Annotated in this window: 17 protein-coding genes; 13 read left to right on the forward strand and 4 right to left on the reverse strand. The window is 59.2% G+C overall.

From position 1 onward, the window contains the following. From moaD to H8F22_RS08625, 4 genes are all read right to left on the reverse strand, one after another. On the reverse strand, positions 1–243 hold the full coding sequence (gene moaD, locus H8F22_RS08610) for a molybdopterin converting factor subunit 1 (RefSeq protein ID WP_027924851.1): 243 nt from the start codon (positions 241–243) through the stop codon (positions 1–3). After that, complete coding sequence (gene moaC / locus H8F22_RS08615; protein WP_027924850.1) at positions 240–713, reverse strand: cyclic pyranopterin monophosphate synthase MoaC; 474 nt, start codon at positions 711–713, stop codon at positions 240–242. Before moaC ends, moaD begins: the two co-directional genes overlap by 4 nt. Before the next feature lie 234 nt (positions 714–947). Next, positions 948–2,342, reverse strand: a complete 1,395-nt coding sequence (locus H8F22_RS08620) for a PhoH family protein (protein ID WP_027924849.1) — start codon at positions 2,340–2,342, stop codon at positions 948–950. Between the two features lie 345 nt (positions 2,343–2,687). After that, the gene (locus H8F22_RS08625; RefSeq protein WP_194939955.1) at positions 2,688–3,812 is read right to left on the reverse strand and encodes a polysaccharide deacetylase family protein; all 1,125 of its coding nucleotides are present in this window, start codon (positions 3,810–3,812) and stop codon (positions 2,688–2,690) included. Positions 3,813–4,050: 238 nt separating this feature from the next. Here H8F22_RS08625 and yaaA point away from each other — a divergent pair, with 238 nt between their 5' ends. From yaaA to H8F22_RS08690, 13 genes are all read left to right on the forward strand, one after another. Continuing rightward, a complete protein-coding gene (yaaA, locus tag H8F22_RS08630) occupies positions 4,051–4,830 on the forward strand; it encodes a peroxide stress protein YaaA (protein ID WP_027924847.1) in 780 nt (259 codons plus the stop codon). An 825-nt stretch (positions 4,831–5,655) separates the two neighbouring features. Continuing rightward, on the forward strand, positions 5,656–6,972 hold the full coding sequence (locus H8F22_RS08635; RefSeq protein WP_027924846.1) for a nucleotide sugar dehydrogenase: 1,317 nt from the start codon (positions 5,656–5,658) through the stop codon (positions 6,970–6,972). Between the two features lie 152 nt (positions 6,973–7,124). Beyond that, complete coding sequence (gene alg8, locus H8F22_RS08640; protein WP_032833612.1) at positions 7,125–8,606, forward strand: mannuronan synthase; 1,482 nt, start codon at positions 7,125–7,127, stop codon at positions 8,604–8,606. A 35-nt stretch (positions 8,607–8,641) separates the two neighbouring features. Further along, a complete protein-coding gene (locus H8F22_RS08645; RefSeq protein ID WP_027924844.1) occupies positions 8,642–9,811 on the forward strand; it encodes an alginate biosynthesis protein Alg44 in 1,170 nt (389 codons plus the stop codon). Between the two features lie 9 nt (positions 9,812–9,820). Then, positions 9,821–11,332 carry an alginate biosynthesis TPR repeat lipoprotein AlgK gene (gene algK / locus H8F22_RS08650; protein WP_081743983.1) on the forward strand — a complete coding sequence of 504 codons (1,512 nt, stop codon included), beginning with the start codon at positions 9,821–9,823 and terminating at the stop codon, positions 11,330–11,332. Next, positions 11,329–12,816 carry an alginate export family protein gene (locus tag H8F22_RS08655; protein ID WP_027924842.1) on the forward strand — a complete coding sequence of 496 codons (1,488 nt, stop codon included), beginning with the start codon at positions 11,329–11,331 and terminating at the stop codon, positions 12,814–12,816. The genes algK and H8F22_RS08655 overlap by 4 nt, the downstream gene beginning before the upstream one ends. 26 nt (positions 12,817–12,842) lie before the next feature. Further along, the gene (gene algG / locus H8F22_RS08660; protein WP_059181587.1) at positions 12,843–14,432 is read left to right on the forward strand and encodes a mannuronan 5-epimerase AlgG; all 1,590 of its coding nucleotides are present in this window, start codon (positions 12,843–12,845) and stop codon (positions 14,430–14,432) included. Positions 14,433–14,442: 10 nt separating this feature from the next. Continuing rightward, positions 14,443–15,891 (forward strand): alginate O-acetyltransferase, encoded by a 1,449-nt coding sequence (locus H8F22_RS08665; protein WP_027924840.1) that lies wholly within the window; start codon positions 14,443–14,445, stop codon positions 15,889–15,891. An 8-nt stretch (positions 15,892–15,899) separates the two neighbouring features. Next, complete coding sequence (locus H8F22_RS08670; RefSeq protein ID WP_027924839.1) at positions 15,900–17,024, forward strand: mannuronate-specific alginate lyase; 1,125 nt, start codon at positions 15,900–15,902, stop codon at positions 17,022–17,024. 211 nt (positions 17,025–17,235) lie between these two features. Next, positions 17,236–18,801: an MBOAT family O-acyltransferase gene (locus tag H8F22_RS08675; RefSeq protein WP_027924838.1), complete on the forward strand. Its 1,566-nt coding sequence runs from the start codon at positions 17,236–17,238 to the stop codon at positions 18,799–18,801. An 11-nt stretch (positions 18,802–18,812) separates the two neighbouring features. Then, the gene (locus H8F22_RS08680; RefSeq protein WP_027924837.1) at positions 18,813–19,988 is read left to right on the forward strand and encodes an alginate O-acetyltransferase; all 1,176 of its coding nucleotides are present in this window, start codon (positions 18,813–18,815) and stop codon (positions 19,986–19,988) included. A gap of 14 nt (positions 19,989–20,002) precedes the next feature. Then, entirely contained in the window at positions 20,003–20,659 is a 657-nt protein-coding gene (locus H8F22_RS08685) for an alginate O-acetyltransferase AlgF (protein ID WP_027924836.1), read from the forward strand. Between the two features lie 209 nt (positions 20,660–20,868). Further along, positions 20,869–22,320 carry a mannose-1-phosphate guanylyltransferase/mannose-6-phosphate isomerase gene (locus H8F22_RS08690; RefSeq protein WP_027924835.1) on the forward strand — a complete coding sequence of 484 codons (1,452 nt, stop codon included), beginning with the start codon at positions 20,869–20,871 and terminating at the stop codon, positions 22,318–22,320. Positions 22,321–22,377 lie beyond the last annotated feature (57 nt).

The following is a 22,377-nucleotide window of genomic DNA, read 5'->3' on the forward strand; positions in this document are numbered from 1 at the left end:
TCAGCCCCCGGTCACGGTTGGAAAGAAAGCCACTTCATCGCCATCGCTCACCGGCTCGTCGAGCTGGCAAAGGTCTTCATTGCGGGCGCACATCAGGTTCTGCTCGTTCAATACGTCGGCACCGTCGCGCTGGGCCAGCAGCGCACGCACGTCGTCGACCGTGGCGAAATCCCCCTCAACCTTGACCGAATCCACGCCGAGCGTTTCACGGTAGCGCGCGAAAAACTTCACGGTAACGTTCATGGCTGATCCGCCTGGAAATGACCGCTCTTGCCGCCGACCTTCTCCAGCAGGCGCACGCTTTCGATGGTCATGCCGCGATCCACGGCCTTGCACATGTCGTAGATGGTCAGTGCCGCCACGCTGGCAGCAGTCAGCGCTTCCATCTCGACGCCCGTCTGCCCGGACAACTTGCAACGCGCGACGATGCGCACGGTATCGTCACCTTCGGCACTGAGCTCGACTTTGACGCCGGTCAGCATCAGCGGATGGCACAGTGGAATCAGATCGCTGGTTTTCTTCGCCGCCTGAATGCCGGCGATACGCGCCACGGCGAACACATCACCCTTGGGGTGACCGCCGCTGACGATCATCTGCAACGTTTCGGGCAACATGCGCACCAGCGCTTGGGCCGTCGCTTCACGGAACGTCACGGCTTTTTCAGTGACGTCGACCATGTTGGCGCGCCCTTGGGAATCGAGATGAGTCAGCACAGGGTTACTCCTGATCAGGAGCGTCGATTGTAAACCTGTGGGTCAATTTTCCGCACGTTTGATTGCAAGATCACATTGAACCTTGTGGGAGCGCGGCTTGCCCGCGATGGGATCAACGCGTTATGTCTGATGCACCGCGGTGTCTGCATCGCGGGCAAGCCACGCGCCTACAGGCTTGCATTCATCCATAAAAAACCGGGCGACCTTTGGGGCCGCCCGGTTTGGGTGGAGCAGTTACAAATGCGATTCAGCGTACTCGGCCAGAATCGAACGAGGCACCCCTTGCAGGGTGATGTGCACACCGTTGGGGAAGTCTTTGAAGCGTTCGGTCAGGTACGTCAGCCCGGAGCTGGTCGCGGACAGGTAAGGGGTGTCGATCTGCGCCAGGTTGCCCAGGCACACCACTTTGGAACCGGCACCGGCACGGGTGATGATGGTTTTCATCTGGTGCGGTGTCAGGTTCTGGCATTCATCGATCAAAATCAGGCTCTGCTGGAAGCTGCGGCCTCGAATGTAGTTGAGGGATTTGAACTGCAACGGCACTTTGCTGAGGATGTAGTCGACGCTGCCATGGGTGTTTTCATCATCCATGTGCAAGGCTTCGAGGTTGTCGGTGATGGCGCCCAGCCACGGCTCCATTTTTTCTGCTTCGGTACCGGGCAGGAAGCCGATCTCCTGGTCCAGGCCCTGCACGCTACGGGTCGCGATGATCCGGCGATAGCGTTTGCTGACCATGGTCTGCTCGATCGCCGCAGCCAGGGCCAGGATGGTTTTACCCGAACCGGCAGCACCGGACAGGTTGACCAGGTGGATATCCGGGTCCAGCAAGGCGTACAGCGCCAGGCTCTGATAGATGTCACGCGGTTTCAGGCCCCAGGCCTCCTGATGCAGCAGCGGTTCCTGGTGCAGGTCGAGAATCAGCAGCTTGTCTTCGTCAATTTCCTTGATCCAGCCGACAAAGCCCTGTTCGTCGATGATGAACTCGTTGATGTGCACAGCCGGCAGGTTGTCGATCATTCTCACCTGGTGCCAGGTGCGGCCGTGATCCTGGCGGGTTTCGACATTCTTGACGAGGTCCCAGAAGGAGCCGGTCATGTTGTGGTAACCGTTGGGCAGCAGCGATACGTCATCAACCAGTTGGTCGGTGCTGTAGTCCTCGGCCGCAATCCCGCACGCCCGGGCCTTGAGGCGCATGTTGATGTCTTTGGTGACCAGTACGACGGGCAACGTGGGCGCGCGCGCGTGCAGGTCGATCAACTGGTTGATGATGATGTTGTCGTTCAGGTGTTCGGGAAGAATGATGTTCGGTTCGGCGCGTTTGCTCATCAGAATTGACAGCAAACCCTTGGGCCCACTTTTGCCACGCTGGATCGGTACACCCAGCTCGACGTCTTCAGGACTGGCATCGCCCAGCGTCTTGTCGATCAGGCGAATGGCCTGACGGCATTCCGCAGCCACGCTGTGATGCCCGCTCTTGAGCTTGTCGAGCTCTTCAAGGACGGTCATCGGGATGGCAACGTGGTGTTCTTCGAAGTTGAGCAGCGCGTTTGGATCGTGAATCAATACGTTGGTATCGAGTACATAAAGGATTGGCTGGTTGGAAGAAGAGCTACGTCCGTGATCATCCATACTCGGTCACCTTTGTGGGAGCCAGTAGACGCAATACCTTGGCGGTGCTGCGCCTCGAAGTGACTGCCGAATCTCACCTGCGGAGAGTCAAGTGACTGCAAACAAACGGGTCTTGGAAGACGCCACCTGTGTTGCAGGTTTCGGCGGTCTGTCTTCGTAATACTCCAAAACGTGTGACAGAAAAAAGTACTTTGACGCTTTTTTGAAGTTTATTTTTCAGAATGACCAATAGCACTTGGCGGACTGCCATCACCCCGTTAAAGTCGGAAGTCCGCCTGCATCGAAATCCCTCCCAAAAACGCCCCAAACCCAATGTTTACGGCGCTTGTGCCAATTCGCTGCGTTTCAGCGAAAACCGTCCTGACAGTCTTCCCAACCGATCCCGCTTTGCGCCGTTTGCGTGATGAGCCAGGGTATCGCCGTTTTCACCGCGTCCTGTTTCACATTGAAATTGATTACGCCGTGGCGCCACAGCAGCATCAGCGTCAACACCCGTTGCGCGCTCGGGTTGCCCTTGAGCTTGCCCGCCCCGTCCTGAGCATCGATATCCCACAACGCCACCTGCAAGCCCTGGGCATTGAAGAAGCCTTCGGCATCGGAGCGACGTTGGCCATCAGGTGGACGAAACAGTGGCACGTAGTTCTCCGGCAACTTGCTCTTGACCAGTTCGACGCTGCGTCGCACCGAGTCCTGCCAGTCCTGCCAATGGCTGTGAGAGCGGAACTCCCAGCCCTGCACGCCGATGCATTGCTGTGAATACATCGCTTGCAGGCTGGCCACCGAGTCGGCAGCCAGGCGCGCCTGAATGTCCTTGCCGAGAACGAAGAACGTGCCGCTCATGTTCATCTTGCGCAGGTACTCGGCAGCCCACCCGGTGTTGTCCGGCGCGATGTTGGCGGCGCTGTCGAAGGTCAACAAAAACAGCCGGTCATGCATGGCATCGCCATTGTGCTCATAGTCGCCAAAACGATCGACTTCGCTGCTGGTCTGCGGAAACAGGGCGGCCTTGCGCAGTTGCTCGTCCAGGTACTGCGCGTGGAACAACCGGCTCGGTTCGGCCCACTTGATGTAGTAGCTGTCGTCGCTGACCAGGAACTTGGCTGCTTGCCCGCGCAAGGTCTCCATGTCTTCGACCAGGAAACAGAAAGACGCATCCTGATCGCAGCTTTGCTGGGCGAAGTTGTAGTTGGTCAACAAGCGCTGCCACAGGCGCTGGCGCAGTTGGTTGACCGCTTCCAGATTGATTTTGCGCAACCCCAGGCGTTGGGCCAGTGCGGGTTCATCCAGCGATTCGCTGGCCAGCAATACTCGCGCAAACATGAGGATTTCGGCCCGCGATGCCACGTCGAACAGGGTCGGGCTGCTGAGTTTCTCAGGCCAGGTGCTGCGGTCCAGCGTCGCCAGATCACCGGGCGCCGCCAGGGCGCCAAAGCTCAATAGCCAGGCCGAGAAAAGAAAAACGATACGCAATGGGATGTCTCCATAACAAAACCCGCGGCGCACTATATATCGAGACGATCAAAAGAACGCAGCCTCGCGTTGCTCGACAGCTGCTACATTCCGATCCCAATCGGTCCCCTAGCAGCTGTCGAGCAACGCGAGGCTGCGATCTGTCCCACTGACACCACCCATCACCTATGACACCCATAGCTGGAGTCATCCGCCTCTACCCCCTAGAATCGCGCCCACGATTAAAGGAGACGACTTCATGCTGATGGTGATTTCCCCCGCCAAGACCCTCGATTACGAAACACCGCCGGCGACCCAGCGCTTTACCCAGCCGCAGTACCTCGATCATTCCCAAGAGCTGATCATGCAGCTGCGCGACCTGACGCCGGCGCAAATCAGCGAATTGATGCACGTCTCGGACAAGATCGGCGGGCTCAACGCCGCGCGTTTCGGCAGCTGGACACCGGCGTTCACTCCGGAAAACGCCAAGCAGGCGCTGCTGGCCTTTAAAGGCGATGTGTACACCGGCCTCAACGCACAAACCTTCAGCGAAGCCGATTTCGATTACGCCCAGCAGCACCTGCGCATGCTGTCCGGCCTGTATGGCCTGCTGCGCCCGCTGGACCTGATGCAACCGTATCGACTGGAGATGGGCACCAAACTGGCGAATGCCCGTGGCAAGGACCTGTATGCCTTCTGGGGCACGCGCATCAGCGAATGGCTGAACGAGGCGCTGGCCGACCAAGGCGATGACGTGCTGCTGAACCTGGCGTCCAACGAATACTTCTCGGCGGTCAAACGCAACGCCTTGAACGCGCGCATCATCAATACCGACTTCAAGGACCTGAAGAACGGCCAGTACAAGATCATCAGTTTCTACGCGAAAAAAGCCCGCGGCATGATGAGCCGCTTCGTCATCGAAGAGCGCATCAACAACCCTGCCGACCTCAAGCAATTTGACGTTCAGGGTTACCGCTACAGCGCTGAACAGTCCAAACCGGACAACCTGGTTTTCCTGCGCGATCACGCCCCCGAATAAAAGCACCAACCCGGCGCACGACTCTCATAATCCTCGTCGTGCGCCGACGCCCGTTCGTCGAACAATCCCTCCTTCTTTCGTCGACTTATTGACGCCAATAAAACACCACATAATTTTCTAACTTTTGTTTCACTCGACTTCGGTGTTTTTTTTCAGTAGTGGCACTGAAAATTTTTATCGGTAGTGGCATAAAACTATCGAACTCGGTTAGCCCCCTATGTATCAAGGGTGAAACAGCAAGTGCCATCAATATGAAAGTAGTGCCATCTTTCTTAATATTTCAAGAAATTTCAGAATTCGCGATGAGCGGACTGGAACTATGTCCAAATGCGTAGCTCATACCACCGGTAACGATTATCAACGTGCTTGTACGAGATAACTTACGCAGACAAGCCATTCACATAGCGAAGTTGTCACATTAACTTCCGAACATGAGTCGCTTATTTGGGCAACACACGAAGGACAGGAGATACGCACCATTAATATCCCCTACAAGGCCAAGGCAGCGCCCCTATAAACGTGCTCTCCCGAGCACCCAACCGCTTGATTTACGGGCTTATTGCCTGGCATTGAGCGCGCAAAATCCTTGCACAAGCGTCCTCAGGCCAGAGGACCGGCTGCATAACAGGGCACGTCATAATAATAAGGCCTAGTTGCGCACATCTTGAGTGCACTTATTTAGACACTCGGAACTTAGTATGCCTGCACACGGCATTGTGGCGCCTGTAAGCCGCACTTTCGAGTGCACTATGACCGCTAAACACCTTTAACTCCGGCCATCTAATGGCTTGTGAATACAGTCTTGATAACAGTGAGGTAATTGCGATGCGCATCAGCATATTTGGTTTGGGTTATGTCGGCGCTGTCTGTGCCGGTTGCCTGTCTGCACGGGGCCATGACGTCGTTGGCGTCGATGTTGCCAAAGACAAAATCGATATGATCAATGCCGGCAAATCGCCGATCGTTGAACCGGGCCTGGGCGAACTTCTGCGCAAAGGTATCGATACCGGCAAACTGCGTGGCACGACTAACTTCGCCGAGGCGATTCGTGACACCGACCTGTCGATGATCTGCGTCGGTACGCCCAGCAAGAAAAACGGCGACCTGGAACTGAACTACATCGAAGCCGTGTGCCGCGAAATCGGTTTTGTCCTGCGTGACAAGACCACCCGCCACACCATCGTGGTTCGCAGCACCGTATTGCCAGGCACTGTGGCCAACGTTGTGATCCCGATCCTCGAAGATTGCTCCGGCAAGAAAGCCGGCATCGACTTCGGCGTTGCAGTGAACCCAGAGTTCCTGCGTGAAAGCACCGCGATCGCCGACTACGACCTGCCTCCGATGACCGTCATTGGCGAGTTCGACAAAGCATCGGGCGACGTTCTGCAGTCGCTGTACGAAGAACTCGACGCGCCGATCATCCGCAAGGACATCGCCGTTGCCGAGATGATCAAGTACACCTGCAACGTGTGGCACGCCACCAAGGTCACCTTCGCCAACGAAATCGGCAACATCGCCAAGGCAGTCGGCGTCGATGGTCGTGAAGTGATGGAAGTGGTCTGCCAGGATAAAACCCTGAACCTGTCCCAGTACTACATGCGCCCAGGCTTCGCGTTCGGCGGCTCTTGCCTGCCGAAAGACGTGCGTGCCCTGACCTACCGCGCCGGTTCCCTGGACGTGGAAGCACCGCTGCTGAACTCGCTGATGCGCAGCAACGAATCCCAGGTGCAGAACGCCTTCGACATCGTGTCCAGCCACGACAAACGCAAAGTCGCCCTGCTGGGCCTGAGCTTCAAGGCCGGCACCGACGACCTGCGCGAAAGCCCGCTGGTGGATCTGGCCGAAATGCTGATCGGCAAGGGTTACGACCTGAGCATCTACGACAGCAACGTCGAATACGCCCGTGTCCACGGCGCGAACAAGGATTACATCGAGTCGAAAATCCCTCACGTCTCGTCCTTGCTCAACTCCGACTTCGACGACGTGATCAACAACTCCGACGTGATCATCCTCGGCAACCGTGACGAGAAATTCCGCGCCCTGGCGCAGAACGCCCCGCACGGCAAGCAAGTGGTCGACCTGGTGGGCTTCATGACTAAAGCCACCAGCGTCAGCGGCCGCACCGAAGGCATCTGCTGGTAATACGGAATCCCGTCTCCGACACCGCGCTTATTGCGGATGAAACACCTGTAGGAGCCCGCCTTGCCGACGATGACGGACTTGAGATCGCCATCGCCGGCAAGCCGGGCTCCTACAGGGGCGCGGGGCTTGCAACTGACTTTAGGATTCCGATTATGCACAGGCTAAAGCACGGCCTACTTCAGGCCGCAGGTTGGCTGTTTTACCTAAGTTTATTGATGGGCATCGCCATGGCGTTGCCTGCGTCCACGTTCGACTCCGAGTCGAAGGACTTCATTTTCCTGATCGGCTTCATCGGGATCTGGCGTTACTCAATGGGTGCCACGCACTTTCTGCGCGGCATGCTGTTCCTGTACGTGGTCTACCCGCACCTGCGGCGCAAAGTGCGCAAACTGGGCAAAGCGGCGGACCCGTCCCATGTATTTTTGATGGTCACCAGTTTCCGTATCGACGCGCTGACCACCGCGCAGGTCTACGCCTCGGTGATTCGAGAAGCGATCGACTGCGGCCTGCCGACCACCATGGTCTGCTCCATCGTGGAAATGTCCGATGAGAAGCTGGTGAAGAGCCTCTGGTCGCGGATGAATCCGCCGGACCGGGTCAAGCTCGACTTCGTGCGCATTCCCGGCACCGGCAAGCGCGACGGCCTGGCCTACGGTTTCCGCGCCATCTCCCGCCACTTGCCGGACGACCGCGCCGTGGTCGCCGTGATCGATGGCGACACCGTGCTCGGCGAAGGCACCGTGCGCAAGACCGTGCCATGGTTCCAGCTGTTCGGCAACGTCGGCGGCCTGACCACCAACGAGTTCTGTGAAGTGCGCGGCGGCTACATCATGAGCGAATGGCACAAGCTGCGTTTCGCCCAGCGCCACATCAACATGTGCTCGATGGCCTTGTCCAAGCGCGTACTGACCATGACCGGCCGGATGTCGGTGTTCCGTGCCACGGTGGTCACCAACCCGGAATTCATCGCCGACGTGGAAAGCGACTCGCTGCAACATTGGCGCCTGGGTCGTTTCAAGTTCCTTACCGGTGATGACAAGTCGAGCTGGTTCAGCCTGATGCGCCTGGGTTACGACACCTTCTACGTGCCGGACGCCGCGATCAACACCGTCGAGCATCCGCCGGAAAAGAGCTTCATCAAGGCCAGCCGCAAGCTGATGTTCCGCTGGTACGGCAACAACCTGCGCCAGAACTCCCGCGCCCTGGGCCTGGGGATGAAACGCCTCGGCCTGTTCACCTCGGTGGTGCTGTTCGATCAGCGCGTGTCGATGTGGACGTCGTTGCTGGGCCTGACAGTCGCGCTGATTGCCAGCTTCAAATATGGCACCGCGTTCATCCTGGTGTACCTGCTGTGGATCGGCATTACCCGCCTGATCCTGACCGTGCTGCTGTCCCTTTCCGGTCACCGGATCGGCCCGGCCTACCCGGCGATTCTCTATTACAACCAGATCGTCGGCGCGCTGGTGAAGATCTACGTGTTCTTCCGCCTCGATCAACAGTCCTGGACTCGCCAGCCCACTTCTCTGACCCGTGATCTCGCCAGCTTTCAACGTTGGTTCAACACCTGGTCGTCTCGGACCATGACCTTCTCCGCCGGCAGCATTTTTGTCGCCGTGCTGCTGATGATGGTCTGACCCGCCCCTATTGAATTAACAAGGAAATCGCCCCTATGAATACCGCCGTCAACGCCAACGTAGTGCATGAATCTGAAGCCCAGCGCCAACACGCCCGAGTGAAAATCCCGGCCAAGCTGCGCTTCTTCGGTCCGGACCGGACGCCGGTTGAAGCCCGTGTGATCGACCTTTCCGCTGGCGGCCTGGCGTTCAACGCCGGTCAACTGCCGCTGAAGATCGGTGACGTGTACAAGGCTCGCCTGCAATTCGTCATCGACAACCTCGGCCTGGCCATGGACGTGGAATTGCAGGTTCGCTCCTTTGACCGCCAGACCGGCCGTGCCGGTTGCCAATTCCAGAACCTCGAACCGCAAGACATTTCGACCCTGCGTCACCTGATCACCTCTCACCTGGCCGGCGACATCGTCAGCATGGGTGAAGTGCTGGCGACCCTGCAGCGCGACAACTTCACCAAGGCGCGCAAGGTCAAGGACGGCGGCCACGGCATGACCGCGTTCGGTCGTCTGCGTGCAGTGACCTTCAGCCTGGGGATTTTCATCGTCGGCGTCGCGGCATTCGGTTTCATTTTCAAATCGGTGTACGGCATGTACTTCGTCAGCCACGCACAGGCCGGTCTGGTCAGCGTGCCGGGCATGAACATCACCATGCCGCGCGACGGCACCGTGCAGAGCCTGATCAAGGCTGACGGCGTGGCCGCCAAAGGCGCCCCGCTCGCCACGTTCAGCACCAGCATGCTCGACGTGCTCAAAGGGCATCTGGACGAAGACCAACTGCAACCGGCCAAGGTTGAAGAACTGTTCGGCAAGCAAATGACCGGCACCCTGACCTCGCCGTGCGATTGCACCGTGGCCCAACAAATGGTTGCCAACGGTCAATACGCCAGCAAGGGCGACGTGATCTTCCAACTGGTGCCGCGCAACACCGAAGCCAACATCGAAGCGCGCTTCTCTTATCGCCAGTTCCGTGACGTGCGTCCGGGTACTCCGGTCAGCTTCCAGATCGCCGGCGAAGACAAAACCCGCACCGGCAAGATCGTCAGCAGCACCAGCCTGAAAAGCGCCGACCTGTCGTCCGACATCCGTGTGCTGATCCAGCCTGACGAAGCCCTGGACAGCAGCCTCGCCGGTCGCCCGGTGGAAGTGAACAGCGATCGTGGCCCGAACCTGAACTGGCTGATCGACAAAGCCATGGCCGCCGGTCTTTAAGTCGAGGACATGCCCGTGACGATTATCAGTTTCCTGAAAACACCACAAACCCTGTGGGAGCGGGCTTGCCCGCGATGGGATCAACTCGGTTTATCTGATGCACCGCAGCGCCTGCATCGCGGGCAAGCCCGCTCCCATACTGGATATGCGGTGTGTGCAATCGCGTTGGCAGTGAGCCTGGCCGGTTGCGCCGGCCTGCCCGACCAGCGTCTGGCCAACGAAGCCCTCAAGCGTGGTGACACTGCGCTCGCGCAGCAGAATTACAAGCAACTGGCCGACCTCGGCTACAGCGAGGCTCAAGTGGGCCTGGCCGATATTCAGGTCGACAGCCGCGACCCGGCGCAGATCAAACAGGCCGAGGCGACTTACCGCGCGGCGGCCGATGTCTCGCCAAGGGCGCAGGCTCGCCTCGGTCGCCTGTTGGTGGCCAAGCCGGGATCTACTGAAGCCGAACAGCACGAAGCCGAAGGCCTGTTGAAAAAGGCCTCGGCCAATGGCGAAGGCAACACCCTGATTCCACTGGCGATGCTGTACCTGCAATACCCGCACAGTTTTCCCAACATCGATGCGCAGAAGCAGATCAGCCAATGGCGCGCCGAAGGCAAACCGGAAGCGGGTCTGGCGCAAGTGCTGCTCTATCGCACCCAAGGTACTTACGACCAGCACCTGGACGAAATCGCCAGCATCTGCAAAGCCGCACTGAACACCACCGACATCTGCTACGTCGAACTGGCCACGGTTTATCAGAAACAGGCCAAGCCCGAGCAACAAGCCGAGCTGATCAAGCAGATGCAAGCCGCACACGCTCGCGGCACCGTCTCTGCGCAACGAGTCGACAGCGTCGCCCGTGTACTCGCGGACCCGACCCTGGGCAAGACCGACGAGAAAACCGCGCAGTCGCTGCTCGAACCTATCGCTCCAGGCTACCCGGCGTCGTGGGTCACCCTCGCGCAATTGATCTACGACTTCCCTGAACTGGGTGACGTCGACCAGATGATGAAGTACCTGGACAACGGTCGCGCCGCCGACCAGCCGCGCGCCGAACTGTTGCTGGGCAAGCTCTATTACGAAGGCAAAATGGTCCCGGCCGACGCCAAGGTCGCCGAAGAACATTTCCAGAAAGCCGTCGGCCGCGAAGTCGCCGCCGATTACTACCTCGGCCAGATCTATCGCCGCGGTTACCTGGGCAAAGTCTATTCGCAGAAGGCCCTGGATCACTTGCTGACCGCTGCGCGCAACGGCCAGAACAGCGCCGACTTCGCCATCGCCCAGCTGTTTTCCCAAGGCAAGGGCACCAAACCCAACCCGCTTAACGCTTACGTCTTCAGTCAGTTGGCCAAGGCTCAAGACACCCCGCAAGCCACCGAGCTTGCGCAAACACTCGAAGCACAACTGCCGCCTGCCCAGCTCGCCGAGGCCCAACGCCTGTTGAAACAAGAACAGGCCATTCGTGGGTCCTTGAGCCAGAACACGCTGGAACTGCATGCCCTGCAAGAAGAAGACGGCGAGGAATCCCTATGAAGTTGAATCCATTCATGAAGGCCGGCATCGGCCTCACGTTCGCGCTGATCTGGTCTTGCCCGACACTGGCCGCGATCACTGAAACCAAAAACTTCGGCCTCGAAGTGAAAGTCACCGGCCAGTCCGAGGACGACAGCGACCTCGGCACCCAGAGCGGCGGCGACGTCAATGGCGTCGGTCTCGACCTGCGTCCATGGATCTATGGCGAGAGCGGCGCGTGGAGCGCCTATGCCATGGGCCAGGCCGTGACCGCCACTGACATCATCGAGACGGACACCTTGCAAGGGACCGCCAGCGATGGCACCACGCCGACCACCAACGATGATCGCAAGACCAAGAAAAACTACTTGGCAATGCGCGAATTCTGGGTCGGATACAGCGGCCTCACGCCGTATCCCGGCGAACAGTTGAAGCTCGGTCGCCAACGCCTGCACAACGCCGACGGCCAATGGCGCGACACCAACATCGAAGCCCTGAACTGGACCTTCGACACCACCCTGTTGCGCGCCAACATGGGCGTCGCCGAACGCTTCAGCGAGTACCGCACCGACCTCACGGAGCTGGCTCCAAAAGACAAGGATCGCCTGCACGTCTACGCCGATGCGGAGTATCAGTGGACGCCGGGGCAGTGGGCGGGCATTCGCGCTCATCACACCCACGATGACGGCAAGCTCGACTACCCGCAGCCGGGCGTACCCACCGATTCGCTGGACAAGAAACAGAACGGTGACCTCACCTGGCTGGGCCTGACCGCCGACAGCGACGCTTATAACTGGCGCAACACCAACACCGTCAATTACTGGGGCAGCATCACCGGCATGAGCGGCGACACCGACACGGTCAACCCGCTGAACGCCAATGGCACGCCTCCGACCGAAGCCAAACGCGGCCAAGACCTCAATGGCTGGGCCACGGATGTCGGCGTGCGTCTGCGCCTCGATCCGCAATGGCAAGTTGGTGCCGCCTATGCCCGCGCCAGTGCCGAGTACGAACAGAACGGCCTGGAAAGCAACCGCTCGAACTACACCGGTACCCGCTCGCGGGTTCACCGTTTCGGCGAAGCCTTCCGTGGCGAAATGCAGAACATGCAGACCGCTACCCTGTTCGGTTCGTGGATGCTCAACGACGAATACGACGCCAGCGTGATCTACCACAAGTTCTGGCGCGTCGACGGCAACAAGCCGATCGGCAGCAACGGCATCAACGCGGTCGAGAACAACACCGACGACCCGACCGGCGCGATTCTCTCCACCACGTCCCTGCCGCTGAACGATGGCGAAAAAGACCTCGGTCAGGAAATGGACCTGGTCGTCACCAAGTACTTCAAGCAGGGCCTGTTGCCGGCGGCGTTGAGCCAGTCGATCGACGAGCCTTCGGCCCTCGTGCGTTTCCGTGGTGGTGTGTTCAAGCCGGGTGATGCGTACGGCAAGGAAGTCGATTCGTACATGCACCGCGCATTCATCGACGTGATCTGGCGCTTCTGATGCGAACCGCGAAGGGAGTGCCCGACATGAACAATTCGAAGCGAGGTTCGATCTCCTTGCTGGCCGGCGCGATGCTGCTGGCCAGCGCGGCTGCCTTCGCCAATGTGGAACCGGTCGTGCCCGTGCAGAAAGGGCAACCGGAGACCATTGCCAAAGGTTTGCAACAGGCCAAGACCTACACCGTCAGCAGCGCACCGACCGCACCGCTGGAGCTGGCCAAGCCAACGCTACCGGACCTGTCCGGCTATACCGCCGAAGCCATCGCCGCAAAAATCGTGCGCACCAAGGCCGGCAAGATCAGCGTGCGCCGGATGATGCAGGAAGACGCCCTGAAGGACTTCATCGGTGGCGACAACAAGATGGCCGAGTGGGTGGTGCGTCAGCACGGTATCCCGCAGGCAATCTTTGTCGACGACGGCTACATGAACCTCAAGGACCTGGCGAAGAAGCTGCCCAAGCAGTACTTCAGCGAAACCTCGCCGGGGGTGTTCCTGGCGAAGTTGCCGATTGTGGTTGGCCGTCACGGCATCCTCGAAATCGACAAGCAGACCCAGGAACTGCGTCTGTCCCAAGAGGCCGGTTCGTTCCTGGTCAACGACGGCCAGCTGTTTGTGCGTGACACCAAGATCACCGGCTGGCGCGAGAAGGACAACGGCCCGGCGACGTTCACCTCGCCCAAGGAATTCCGTCCGTTCCTGCTGTCCTGGGGTGGCACCGAGACCTACATTGCCAACAGCAAGATCGCCAGTTTCGGCTACGCCAACAGTAAGTCCTACGGCGTGAGTATTTCCCAGTACACGCCGAACATGGCCAAGGTCTTGAAGCGACCTGAGCCGACCGGCTGGATCGTCGGTTCCGAGTTCTCGGACATGTGGTACGGCTTCTACTGCTACGAAACCCGCGACTTCGTGGTCAAAGGCAACACCTACAAAGACAACATCGTCTACGGCATCGACCCGCATGACCGTTCGCACCGTTTGATCATTGCCGACAACACCGTCTACGGGACCAAGAAGAAGCACGGGATCATTATTTCCCGTGAGGTCAACGACAGCTTCATCTTCAACAACCGCAGCTACGACAACAAGTTGTCGGGCCTGGTGATCGACCGTAACAGCGTGAACAACCTGATCGCCTACAACGAGATCTACAAGAACCACACCGACGGCATCACCCTCTACGAGAGTGCCGACAACCTGATCTACGGCAACAAGGTGATCAGCAACAAACGCCACGGCATCCGTATTCGTAACAGCGTGAACATCCGCCTCTATGAAAACCTGTCCCTGGCCAACGGCCTGACCGGCGTCTACGGCCACATCAAGGACCTGAGCGACACCGACCGCGACATCAAGCTCGACCCGTTCGACGCCGAAGTCTCGCTGATCGTAGTCGGCGGTGAACTGGCCGGCAACGGCAGTGGCCCGCTGTCCATCGACTCGCCGCTGAGCGTCGAGTTGTATCGCGTGTCCATGCTCGCCCCGACCAAATCCAGCGGCATCAGCTTCAGCGGGATTCTGGGCGAGCGTCAGGATGAAATTCTCGACTTGCTGGTGCGCCAGCAGAAAGCCGTGCTGATCGACCCTGTCGAACGCCAGACCGAAATGCGGGACTGAGGATAATTTTATGCACCCACACTTGATCAAATTACTCAGCCTGTCGGCCCTGACCGCCGGCATTCTCGCGGCCAGCGCTGGTGTTCGTGCGGACGACGCTCAAGCGCCGAAGTTTGCTGCCGAACCGTGCTGCAACCTGTGCCCCGAAGCCCATGACGCGAAGAATTACACCACGCGTTATCAACAGAACTTCACCACGTTGGTGCAGGCTCAGGGCGACTGGCTGTTCCGTACGCAAGAAGACTTGCGCACCGAATTCGACACCTCCCCCGCCGGCTACAAACGCATGAAAGAACTGCACGATGCGTTCAAGAGCAAAGGCGTGGAGCTCGTTGTTGTTTATCAACCCACTCGTGGCCTGGTGAACCGCAACAAGCTCAACCCGGAAGAAAAAGCCAAGTACGATTTCGACAAAGCATTGAAGAACTACAAGACCATGCTCGGGCGTTTCGCCGCCATGGGTTACGTCGTGCCGGACCTGTCGCCACTGACCAACGAATCGCTGCCCGACACCCTGCCCGCCCACGACTTCTACTTCCGCGGCGACCAACACTGGACGCCATATGGCGCCCAGCGCACCGCGAAAATCGTCGCGGAAAAGGTCAAGCAGATTCCAGCGTTTGCCGGCATTCCGAAACGCGAATTCGAGACCCACAGGTCGGGTCGCATGGGCAAGACCGGAACATTGCACAACATGGCCGGTCAACTCTGTGGCACCAGCTACGCGATCCAGTACATGGATCAATTCACCACCGAGCCCAAGGGCGAAGCCGCCGACGGCGATCTGTTCAGCGACGCCGGCAATCCGGAGATCACCCTGGTAGGCACGAGCCACAGTGGCAAGAACTACAACTTCGCCGGTTTCCTCGAAGAGGCCATCGGCGCCGACATCCTCAACGTGGCGTTCCCCGGCGGTGGCCTGGAAGGTTCGATGCTGCAGTACCTGGGCAGCGAAGAATTCCAGACCAAGCCGCCAAAGATTTTGATCTGGGAGTTCTCGCCGCTCTATCGCCTCGACCAGGAAACCATCTACCGCCAGATGATGGCGCTGCTGGACAACGGTTGCGAAGGCAAGGATGCACAACTGTCCGGCAGCACCACGCTGAAGCCGGGCAAGAACGAATTGATGGTCAACAGCAAAAACCTGAACCTGCAAAACAGCAGCCACCAGGTCGACATCCGCTTCGCCGATCCGTCGGTGAAAACCCTGCAAGCCACCCTCTGGTACATGAACGGTCGCCACGAGGACATCAAAATCGAAAAACCGGAAACCTCCGACACCGACGGGCGTTTCGCCTTTGAGTTGCGCACAGACGAAGACTGGGCCTCGCAGAATCTGCTGGCCGTCGAAGTCCAGGGCCCTGAAGCCGGTGCCGCGCCGCAAAAAGTCGAAGCGAAAATCTGCAAACGCAACGTGTTCCCGAGTGCTGAGCAGCGAACTGCTCAGGCCGGGCAATGAGGTCTGCCATGCGAAACCGAACGTTGAAAAATCTGCTCGCGCCATCGTTACTGACCCTGGCGATGTTCGCCGGCGCCACCCAGGCTGCCGCGCCCCTGCGCCCGCCACAGGGTTACTTCGCGCCGATTGAAAAAGTCAAAACCGGCGACAGCAGTGAAGGCTGTGATGCGATGCCGACGCCGTACACCGGCTCGCTGCAATTTCGCAGCAAATACGAAGGCTCCGACAAAGCCCGTTCGACCCTGAACGTGCAATCGGAAAAAGCCTTCCGCGACAGCACCGCCGACATCACCAAGATCGAACGCGGCACCAGCAAGCGCGTGATGCAATTCATGCGTGACGGTCGCCCGGAACAACTCGAATGCACCTTGACCTGGCTGACCGCCTGGGCCAAGGCCGATGCGTTGATGTCCAAGGACTTCAACCACACCGGCAAGTCCATGCGCAAATGGGCACTGGGCAGCATGGCGTCGTCGTACATCCGCCTGAAGTTCTCCGACTCGCATCCGCTGGCCAACCATCAGCAAGAGTCGCAGATGATCGAAGCCTGGTTCAGCAAAATGGCCGATCAGGTGGTCAGCGACTGGGACAACCTGCCGCTTGAGAAAACCAACAATCACTCGTACTGGGCGGCCTGGTCGGTGATGGCCACGTCGGTCGCAACCAACCGCCGCGACCTGTTTGACTGGGCCGTGAAGGAATACAAGGTCGGCGCCAATCAGGTCGACGCGCAGGGTTTCCTGCCGAACGAACTCAAGCGCCAGCAACGCGCCCTCGCCTACCACAACTACGCGTTGCCGCCTCTGGCGATGATCGCCAGTTTCGCTCAGGTCAACGGTGTGGACTTGCGCCAGGAAAACAACGGCGCGCTGAAACGCCTGGGTGATCAGGTACTGGCCGGGATTAAAGACCCGGACATCTTCGAGAAGAAGAACGGCAAGGAACAGGACATGACCGATCTCAAGATCGACTCGAAATTCGCCTGGCTCGAACCGTTCTGCACGCTCTACACCTGCGCGCCGGATGTGCTGCAACAGAAACACAAGATGCAGCCGTTCAAGACCTTCCGCCTCGGTGGGGATCTGACCAAGGTCTACGACCCGGCCAATGAAAAAGGCAACAAGGGTTCCTAGGAAAAATACAAAACCTGTGGGAGCGGGCTTGCCCGCGAAGGCGGTCTGACATTCAACATTGATGTCGACTGACCCACCGCTATCGCGGGCAAGCCCGCTCCCACAGGTTTAGCGTCAAGTTTGAGTTTTGTGTGTTACGCCCTCCGGATTTCGGTGGGGGGTTTGGGGGGGCTGCGGCCCTTGACTGTTGGTTAAACATGGAGAGATCGGGATGGTATTTTCATCCAATGTGTTCCTGTTTCTGTTCTTGCCGATCTTTCTCGGCTTGTACTACTTGAGCGGAATACGCTATCGCAACCTGCTGCTGCTGATCGCCAGCTACGTGTTCTATGCCTGGTGGCGCGTGGATTTCCTCGCGCTGTTCGCCGCCGTCACGCTGTGGAACTACTGGATCGGCCTCAAAGTCGGTGCCGCGGGCGTGCGGACCAAACCGGCCCAGCGCTGGCTGCTGCTCGGCGTCGCCGTCGACCTGTGCATCCTGGGCTACTTCAAGTACGCCAATTTCGGTGTCGACAGCATCAACGCGATGATGACCTCGGTCGGTCTGTCGCCGTTCATCCTGACCCACGTGCTGTTGCCGATCGGGATCTCGTTCTACATCTTCGAGTCCATCAGCTACATCATCGACGTCTACCGCGGTGACACCCCAGCGACCCGCAACCTGATCGACTTTGCAGCGTTCGTGGCGATCTTCCCGCACTTGATTGCCGGCCCGGTCCTGCGTTTCCGCGACCTTGCCGACCAGTTCAACAACCGCACCCACACCCTCGACAAGTTCTCCGAGGGCTGCACGCGGTTCATGCAGGGTTTCATCAAAAAGGTCTTCATCGCCGACACCCTCGCCGTCGTCGCCGACCACTGCTTCGCCTTGCAAAACCCGACCACGGGCGATGCCTGGCTCGGCGCACTGGCCTACACCGCGCAACTGTATTTCGACTTCTCCGGCTACAGCGACATGGCCATCGGCCTGGGCTTGATGATGGGTTTCCGCTTCATGGAAAACTTCAAGCAGCCGTACATCAGCCAGTCGATCACCGAGTTCTGGCGTCGCTGGCACATCAGCCTCTCCACCTGGCTGCGTGACTACCTGTACATCACGCTGGGCGGTAACCGCAAAGGCACACTGATGACCTATCGCAACCTGTTCCTGACCATGCTGCTCGGTGGTCTGTGGCACGGCGCGAACATCACCTACATCGTCTGGGGTGCGTGGCACGGCATGTGGCTGGCGATTGAAAAAGCGCTGGGCCTGAACACCTCGCCGCGCAGCATCAACCCGATCCGCTGGGCGCTGACGTTCCTGCTGGTGGTGATGGGCTGGGTGATCTTCCGCTCGGAAAACCTGCACGTTGCCGGCCGTATGTACGGCGCGATGTTCAGCTTCGGCGAATGGTCGCTGTCGGAACTCAACCAGGCCAGCCTCACCGGCCTGCAAGTGGCAACCCTGGTGGTGGCTTACGTGACCCTGGCGTTCTTCGGCATCCGTGATTTCTACACTAACCGTCCGCCAGAGAAGACCAAGCCTGCCGTCAACGTCGAGACCGATGGTCCTGCCGCTGCGACCCCTGGAACGATCAAAGCCGTACCGGGCGACAACCCGGCCAGCATCCACCAACCGGGTTACACCGTTGGCGTCGAAGCCACCGTGCAACCGGCCTACTGGACCGCTGACTGGTCGCGTTACGTGATGCGCGCCCTGGTGCTGCTGCTGTTCATCGCTTCGATTTTCAAACTCTCGGCGCAAAGCTTCTCGCCGTTCCTTTACTTCCAGTTCTGAGGGATCTGACCATGACCCGCTCATTACGCATCTTCTACATCGCCCTGTTCCTGTTGACCCTGTTGGTCTTGGGCCTGTGGTCCACGCGCAGCTTCTTTGGTTTCAGCACCAGTGCCGACACCACGGTGCTCAACGGCCGCTGGACCAAAGCCGTGGAGACGCACTACGACGACGAGTTTCCGATCAAGCGCCTGGGCACCAACCTCTGGGCCGCGCTGGATTTCAAACTGTTCAACGAAGGTCGTCCGGGCGTCGTGCTCGGCCGCGATCAGTGGCTCTATAGCGATGAAGAGTTCAACCCGATCGTCAACGAAGAGCTGAACCTGCAAGGCAACTACGCGCTGGTCGAAGGCGTGCGCCAGACCCTGAAAGAGCAAGGCGTGCAACTGGTGATGGCGATCGTGCCGGCCAAGACCCGCCTGTACCCGGAACACCTGGGTGAGGTGAAGCCTTCGAGCATTCACGCCAACCTCTACAAGGACTTCCACGACCGTGTCGCGGCCGACAAGATCCTCGCCCCCGACCTGCTCGGCCCGCTGCAAAAGGCCAAGCAGAATGGTCAGCAAGTGTTCCTGCGCACCGACACTCACTGGACGCCGGAAGGCGCACAAGTCGCCGCCGAGACCCTGGCCAAAACCATCGCCGACAAACTCCCGCTGAGCGGCGAACCGCAAAACTTCGTCACTACACCTGCAGAGAAAGTCACGCACAAAGGCGACCTGCGCTTGTTCCTGCCGCTGGACCCGCTGTTCGAAAACCTGATGCCGGCGCAAGAACCGCTGCAGAAGCGCAACACCGTGGCGGCTGGCGATCAGCCGGCCGGTGACGACGCCCTGTTCGCCAACACTGAAGTGCCGGTGGCCCTGATCGGCACCAGCTACAGCGCCAACCCGAACTGGAACTTCGTCGGCGCACTGAAACAAGCGCTGCGCAGCGATGTGGTCAATTACGCCGAAGACGGCCACGGCCCGATCCTGCCGATGCTCAGTTACCTGAAAAGCGATGCTTTCAAGAACAGCCCGCCACAGGTGCTGATCTGGGAGTTTCCTGAACGCTATCTGCCTGTGAACAACGAAATCGGCGACGCCGACCCGCAGTGGGTCGCAGAGCTCAAAGAAGCCGGCGCCCGCCAACAAAACGTAGCCGCAAACACTAAATCCGAGACGCCCGACCGGGCGCAAAACTGAAAGAGAGGTACACCATGACTTTCACTACTACTCCTCGCCGTCTCGCTAAGACTTTCGCTCTTGTCGCTGGCATGAGCGTTCTGTCGATGCACGCCTTCGCCGGTGGCGACGCCGCACTCTACGGCCCGACCGCACCCAAAGGCTCGAGCTTCGTACGGGTCTACAACGCCGGTAATGCTGAAGTCAGCGCCACCGTCGGCACCACTAACCTGAGCGACGTCGCACCGCTGTCCAGCACCGACTTCAGCTTCATGCCGGGCGGCGACTACAGCGCCAAGGTCGGCAGCCAGACCCTGCCGGTGAAACTCGCCGGTGACCACTATTACACCCTGGTCAACAACGCTTCCGGCGCGCCGCAACTGATTGAAGAACCGCCGTTCAAGAACAAGCAGAAGTCCCTGGTGCGTCTGCAGAACCTGAGCGACAAGCCGCTGACCCTGAAAACCGCTGACGGCAAGACCGACGTGGTGCCAAGCGTGGCCGCCAAGGGCCGTGGCGAGCGTGAGATCAACCCGGTGAAAGTCAGCCTGGCGCTGTTTGAAGGCGACAAAAAAGTCGGCGATGTAAAACCGGTTGCCCTGGAACGCGGTGAAGCGGCCGTGCTGTACGTCACCGGCAACGGCAGCAGCCTGTCGCCAGTCTGGGTAAAACGCCCGGTGTCGACGCGCTAATCAATTCTCTGAACTGACCCGGCTCTCTGTGGGCGCTGGCTTGCCAGCGATGGCATCACCTCGGTGAATCTGAAAAACCGAGTCGTCTGCATCGCTGGCAAGCCAGGCTCCCACAGGGGCCGAGGTGAGCGTTCAGAACGAGACAACAACAAGAGTGAAACGACAGAACGTTCGTAGCTCTAACCAATCGATTTTAAAGGAGTAACAACATGATTCCGGTGATCTTGTCAGGTGGTAGCGGCTCACGTCTTTGGCCGCTTTCGCGTAAACAGTTTCCCAAGCAATTCCTTGCCCTGACCGGCGAACACACACTGTTCCAGCAAACCCTGGAACGCCTGGTGTTCGAAGGCATGGACACCCCTATCGTGGTGTGCAACAAGGACCACCGCTTCATCGTCAACGAGCAGTTAAGTAACCGCAAACTCGAAGCCCAGCGCATCCTGATGGAACCGTTCGGTCGCAACACCGCGCCGGCCGTGGCCCTGACCGCGATGATGCTGGTCAATGAAGGTCGTGACGAGCTGATGCTGGTGCTGCCGGCCGACCACGTGCTGGAAGACCAGAAAGCCCTGCAACGCGCCCTGGCCCTGGCCACCGTCGCGGCGGAAAACGGCGAAATGGTGCTGTTCGGCGTGCCGGCCACCAAACCGGAAACCGGTTATGGCTACATCAAGTCGACCAATGATTCGCTGCTGCCGGAAGGCGTCAGCCGCGTTTCGCACTTCGTCGAAAAACCTGACGTCAAACGCGCCACCGAATATGTCGAATCCGGTGGTTATTTCTGGAACAGCGGCATGTTCCTGTTCCGCGCCAGCCGCTTCCTCGAAGAACTGAAAAAGCACGACCCGGACATCTACGACACCTGCCTGCTGACCCTCGAACGCAGCGAGCAAGATGCCGACACCATCACCTTCGACGAAGCCACCTTCGCCTGCTGCCCAGACAACTCCATCGACTACGCGGTGATGGAAAAAACCCAGCGTGCCTGCGTCGTGCCGCTGACCGCTGGCTGGAGCGATGTCGGTTGCTGGGCGTCGCTGTGGGAAGTCAATGAAAAAGACGCCAACGGCAACGTCACCAAAGGCGACGTGGTCATCCAGGACAGCAAAAACTGCATGATCCACGGCAACGGCAAACTGGTGTCGGTGATCGGCCTGGAAAACATCGTGGTGGTCGAAACCAAGGACGCCATGATGATTGCGCACAAGGACTCGGTCCAAGGCGTGAAACAGATGGTCAACACCCTCAACGAACAGGGTCGCAGCGAAACCCAGAACCACTGCGAAGTCTATCGTCCGTGGGGTTCCTACGACTCGGTGGACATGGGCGGCCGCTTCCAGGTCAAGCACATCTCGGTCAAACCGGGTGCGTGCCTGTCGCTGCAAATGCACCACCACCGCGCCGAACACTGGATCGTGGTCAGCGGCACCGCTGAAGTGACCTGCGACGACAACGTGTTCCTGCTCTGCGAAAACCAGTCGACCTACATTCCGATCGCGTCGGTCCACCGTTTGCGTAACCCGGGCAAGATTCCACTCGAGATCATCGAAGTGCAGTCGGGCAGCTACCTGGGTGAAGACGATATCGAGCGGTTCGAAGATATCTACGGTCGCTCCACCCCGATCGAGCGCGGCGTGTCGGTGAAAACCATCGCGCAGTAAGCGTTCAGCAAAATAAAAGCCCCCGTCCAGCCCGCTGCGTCTCCTATCCGCAGCGGG

Origin of the sequence: Pseudomonas mucoides, from assembly GCF_015461845.1 — a bacterium.
Lineage (GTDB): Bacteria > Pseudomonadota > Gammaproteobacteria > Pseudomonadales > Pseudomonadaceae > Aquipseudomonas > Aquipseudomonas mucoides.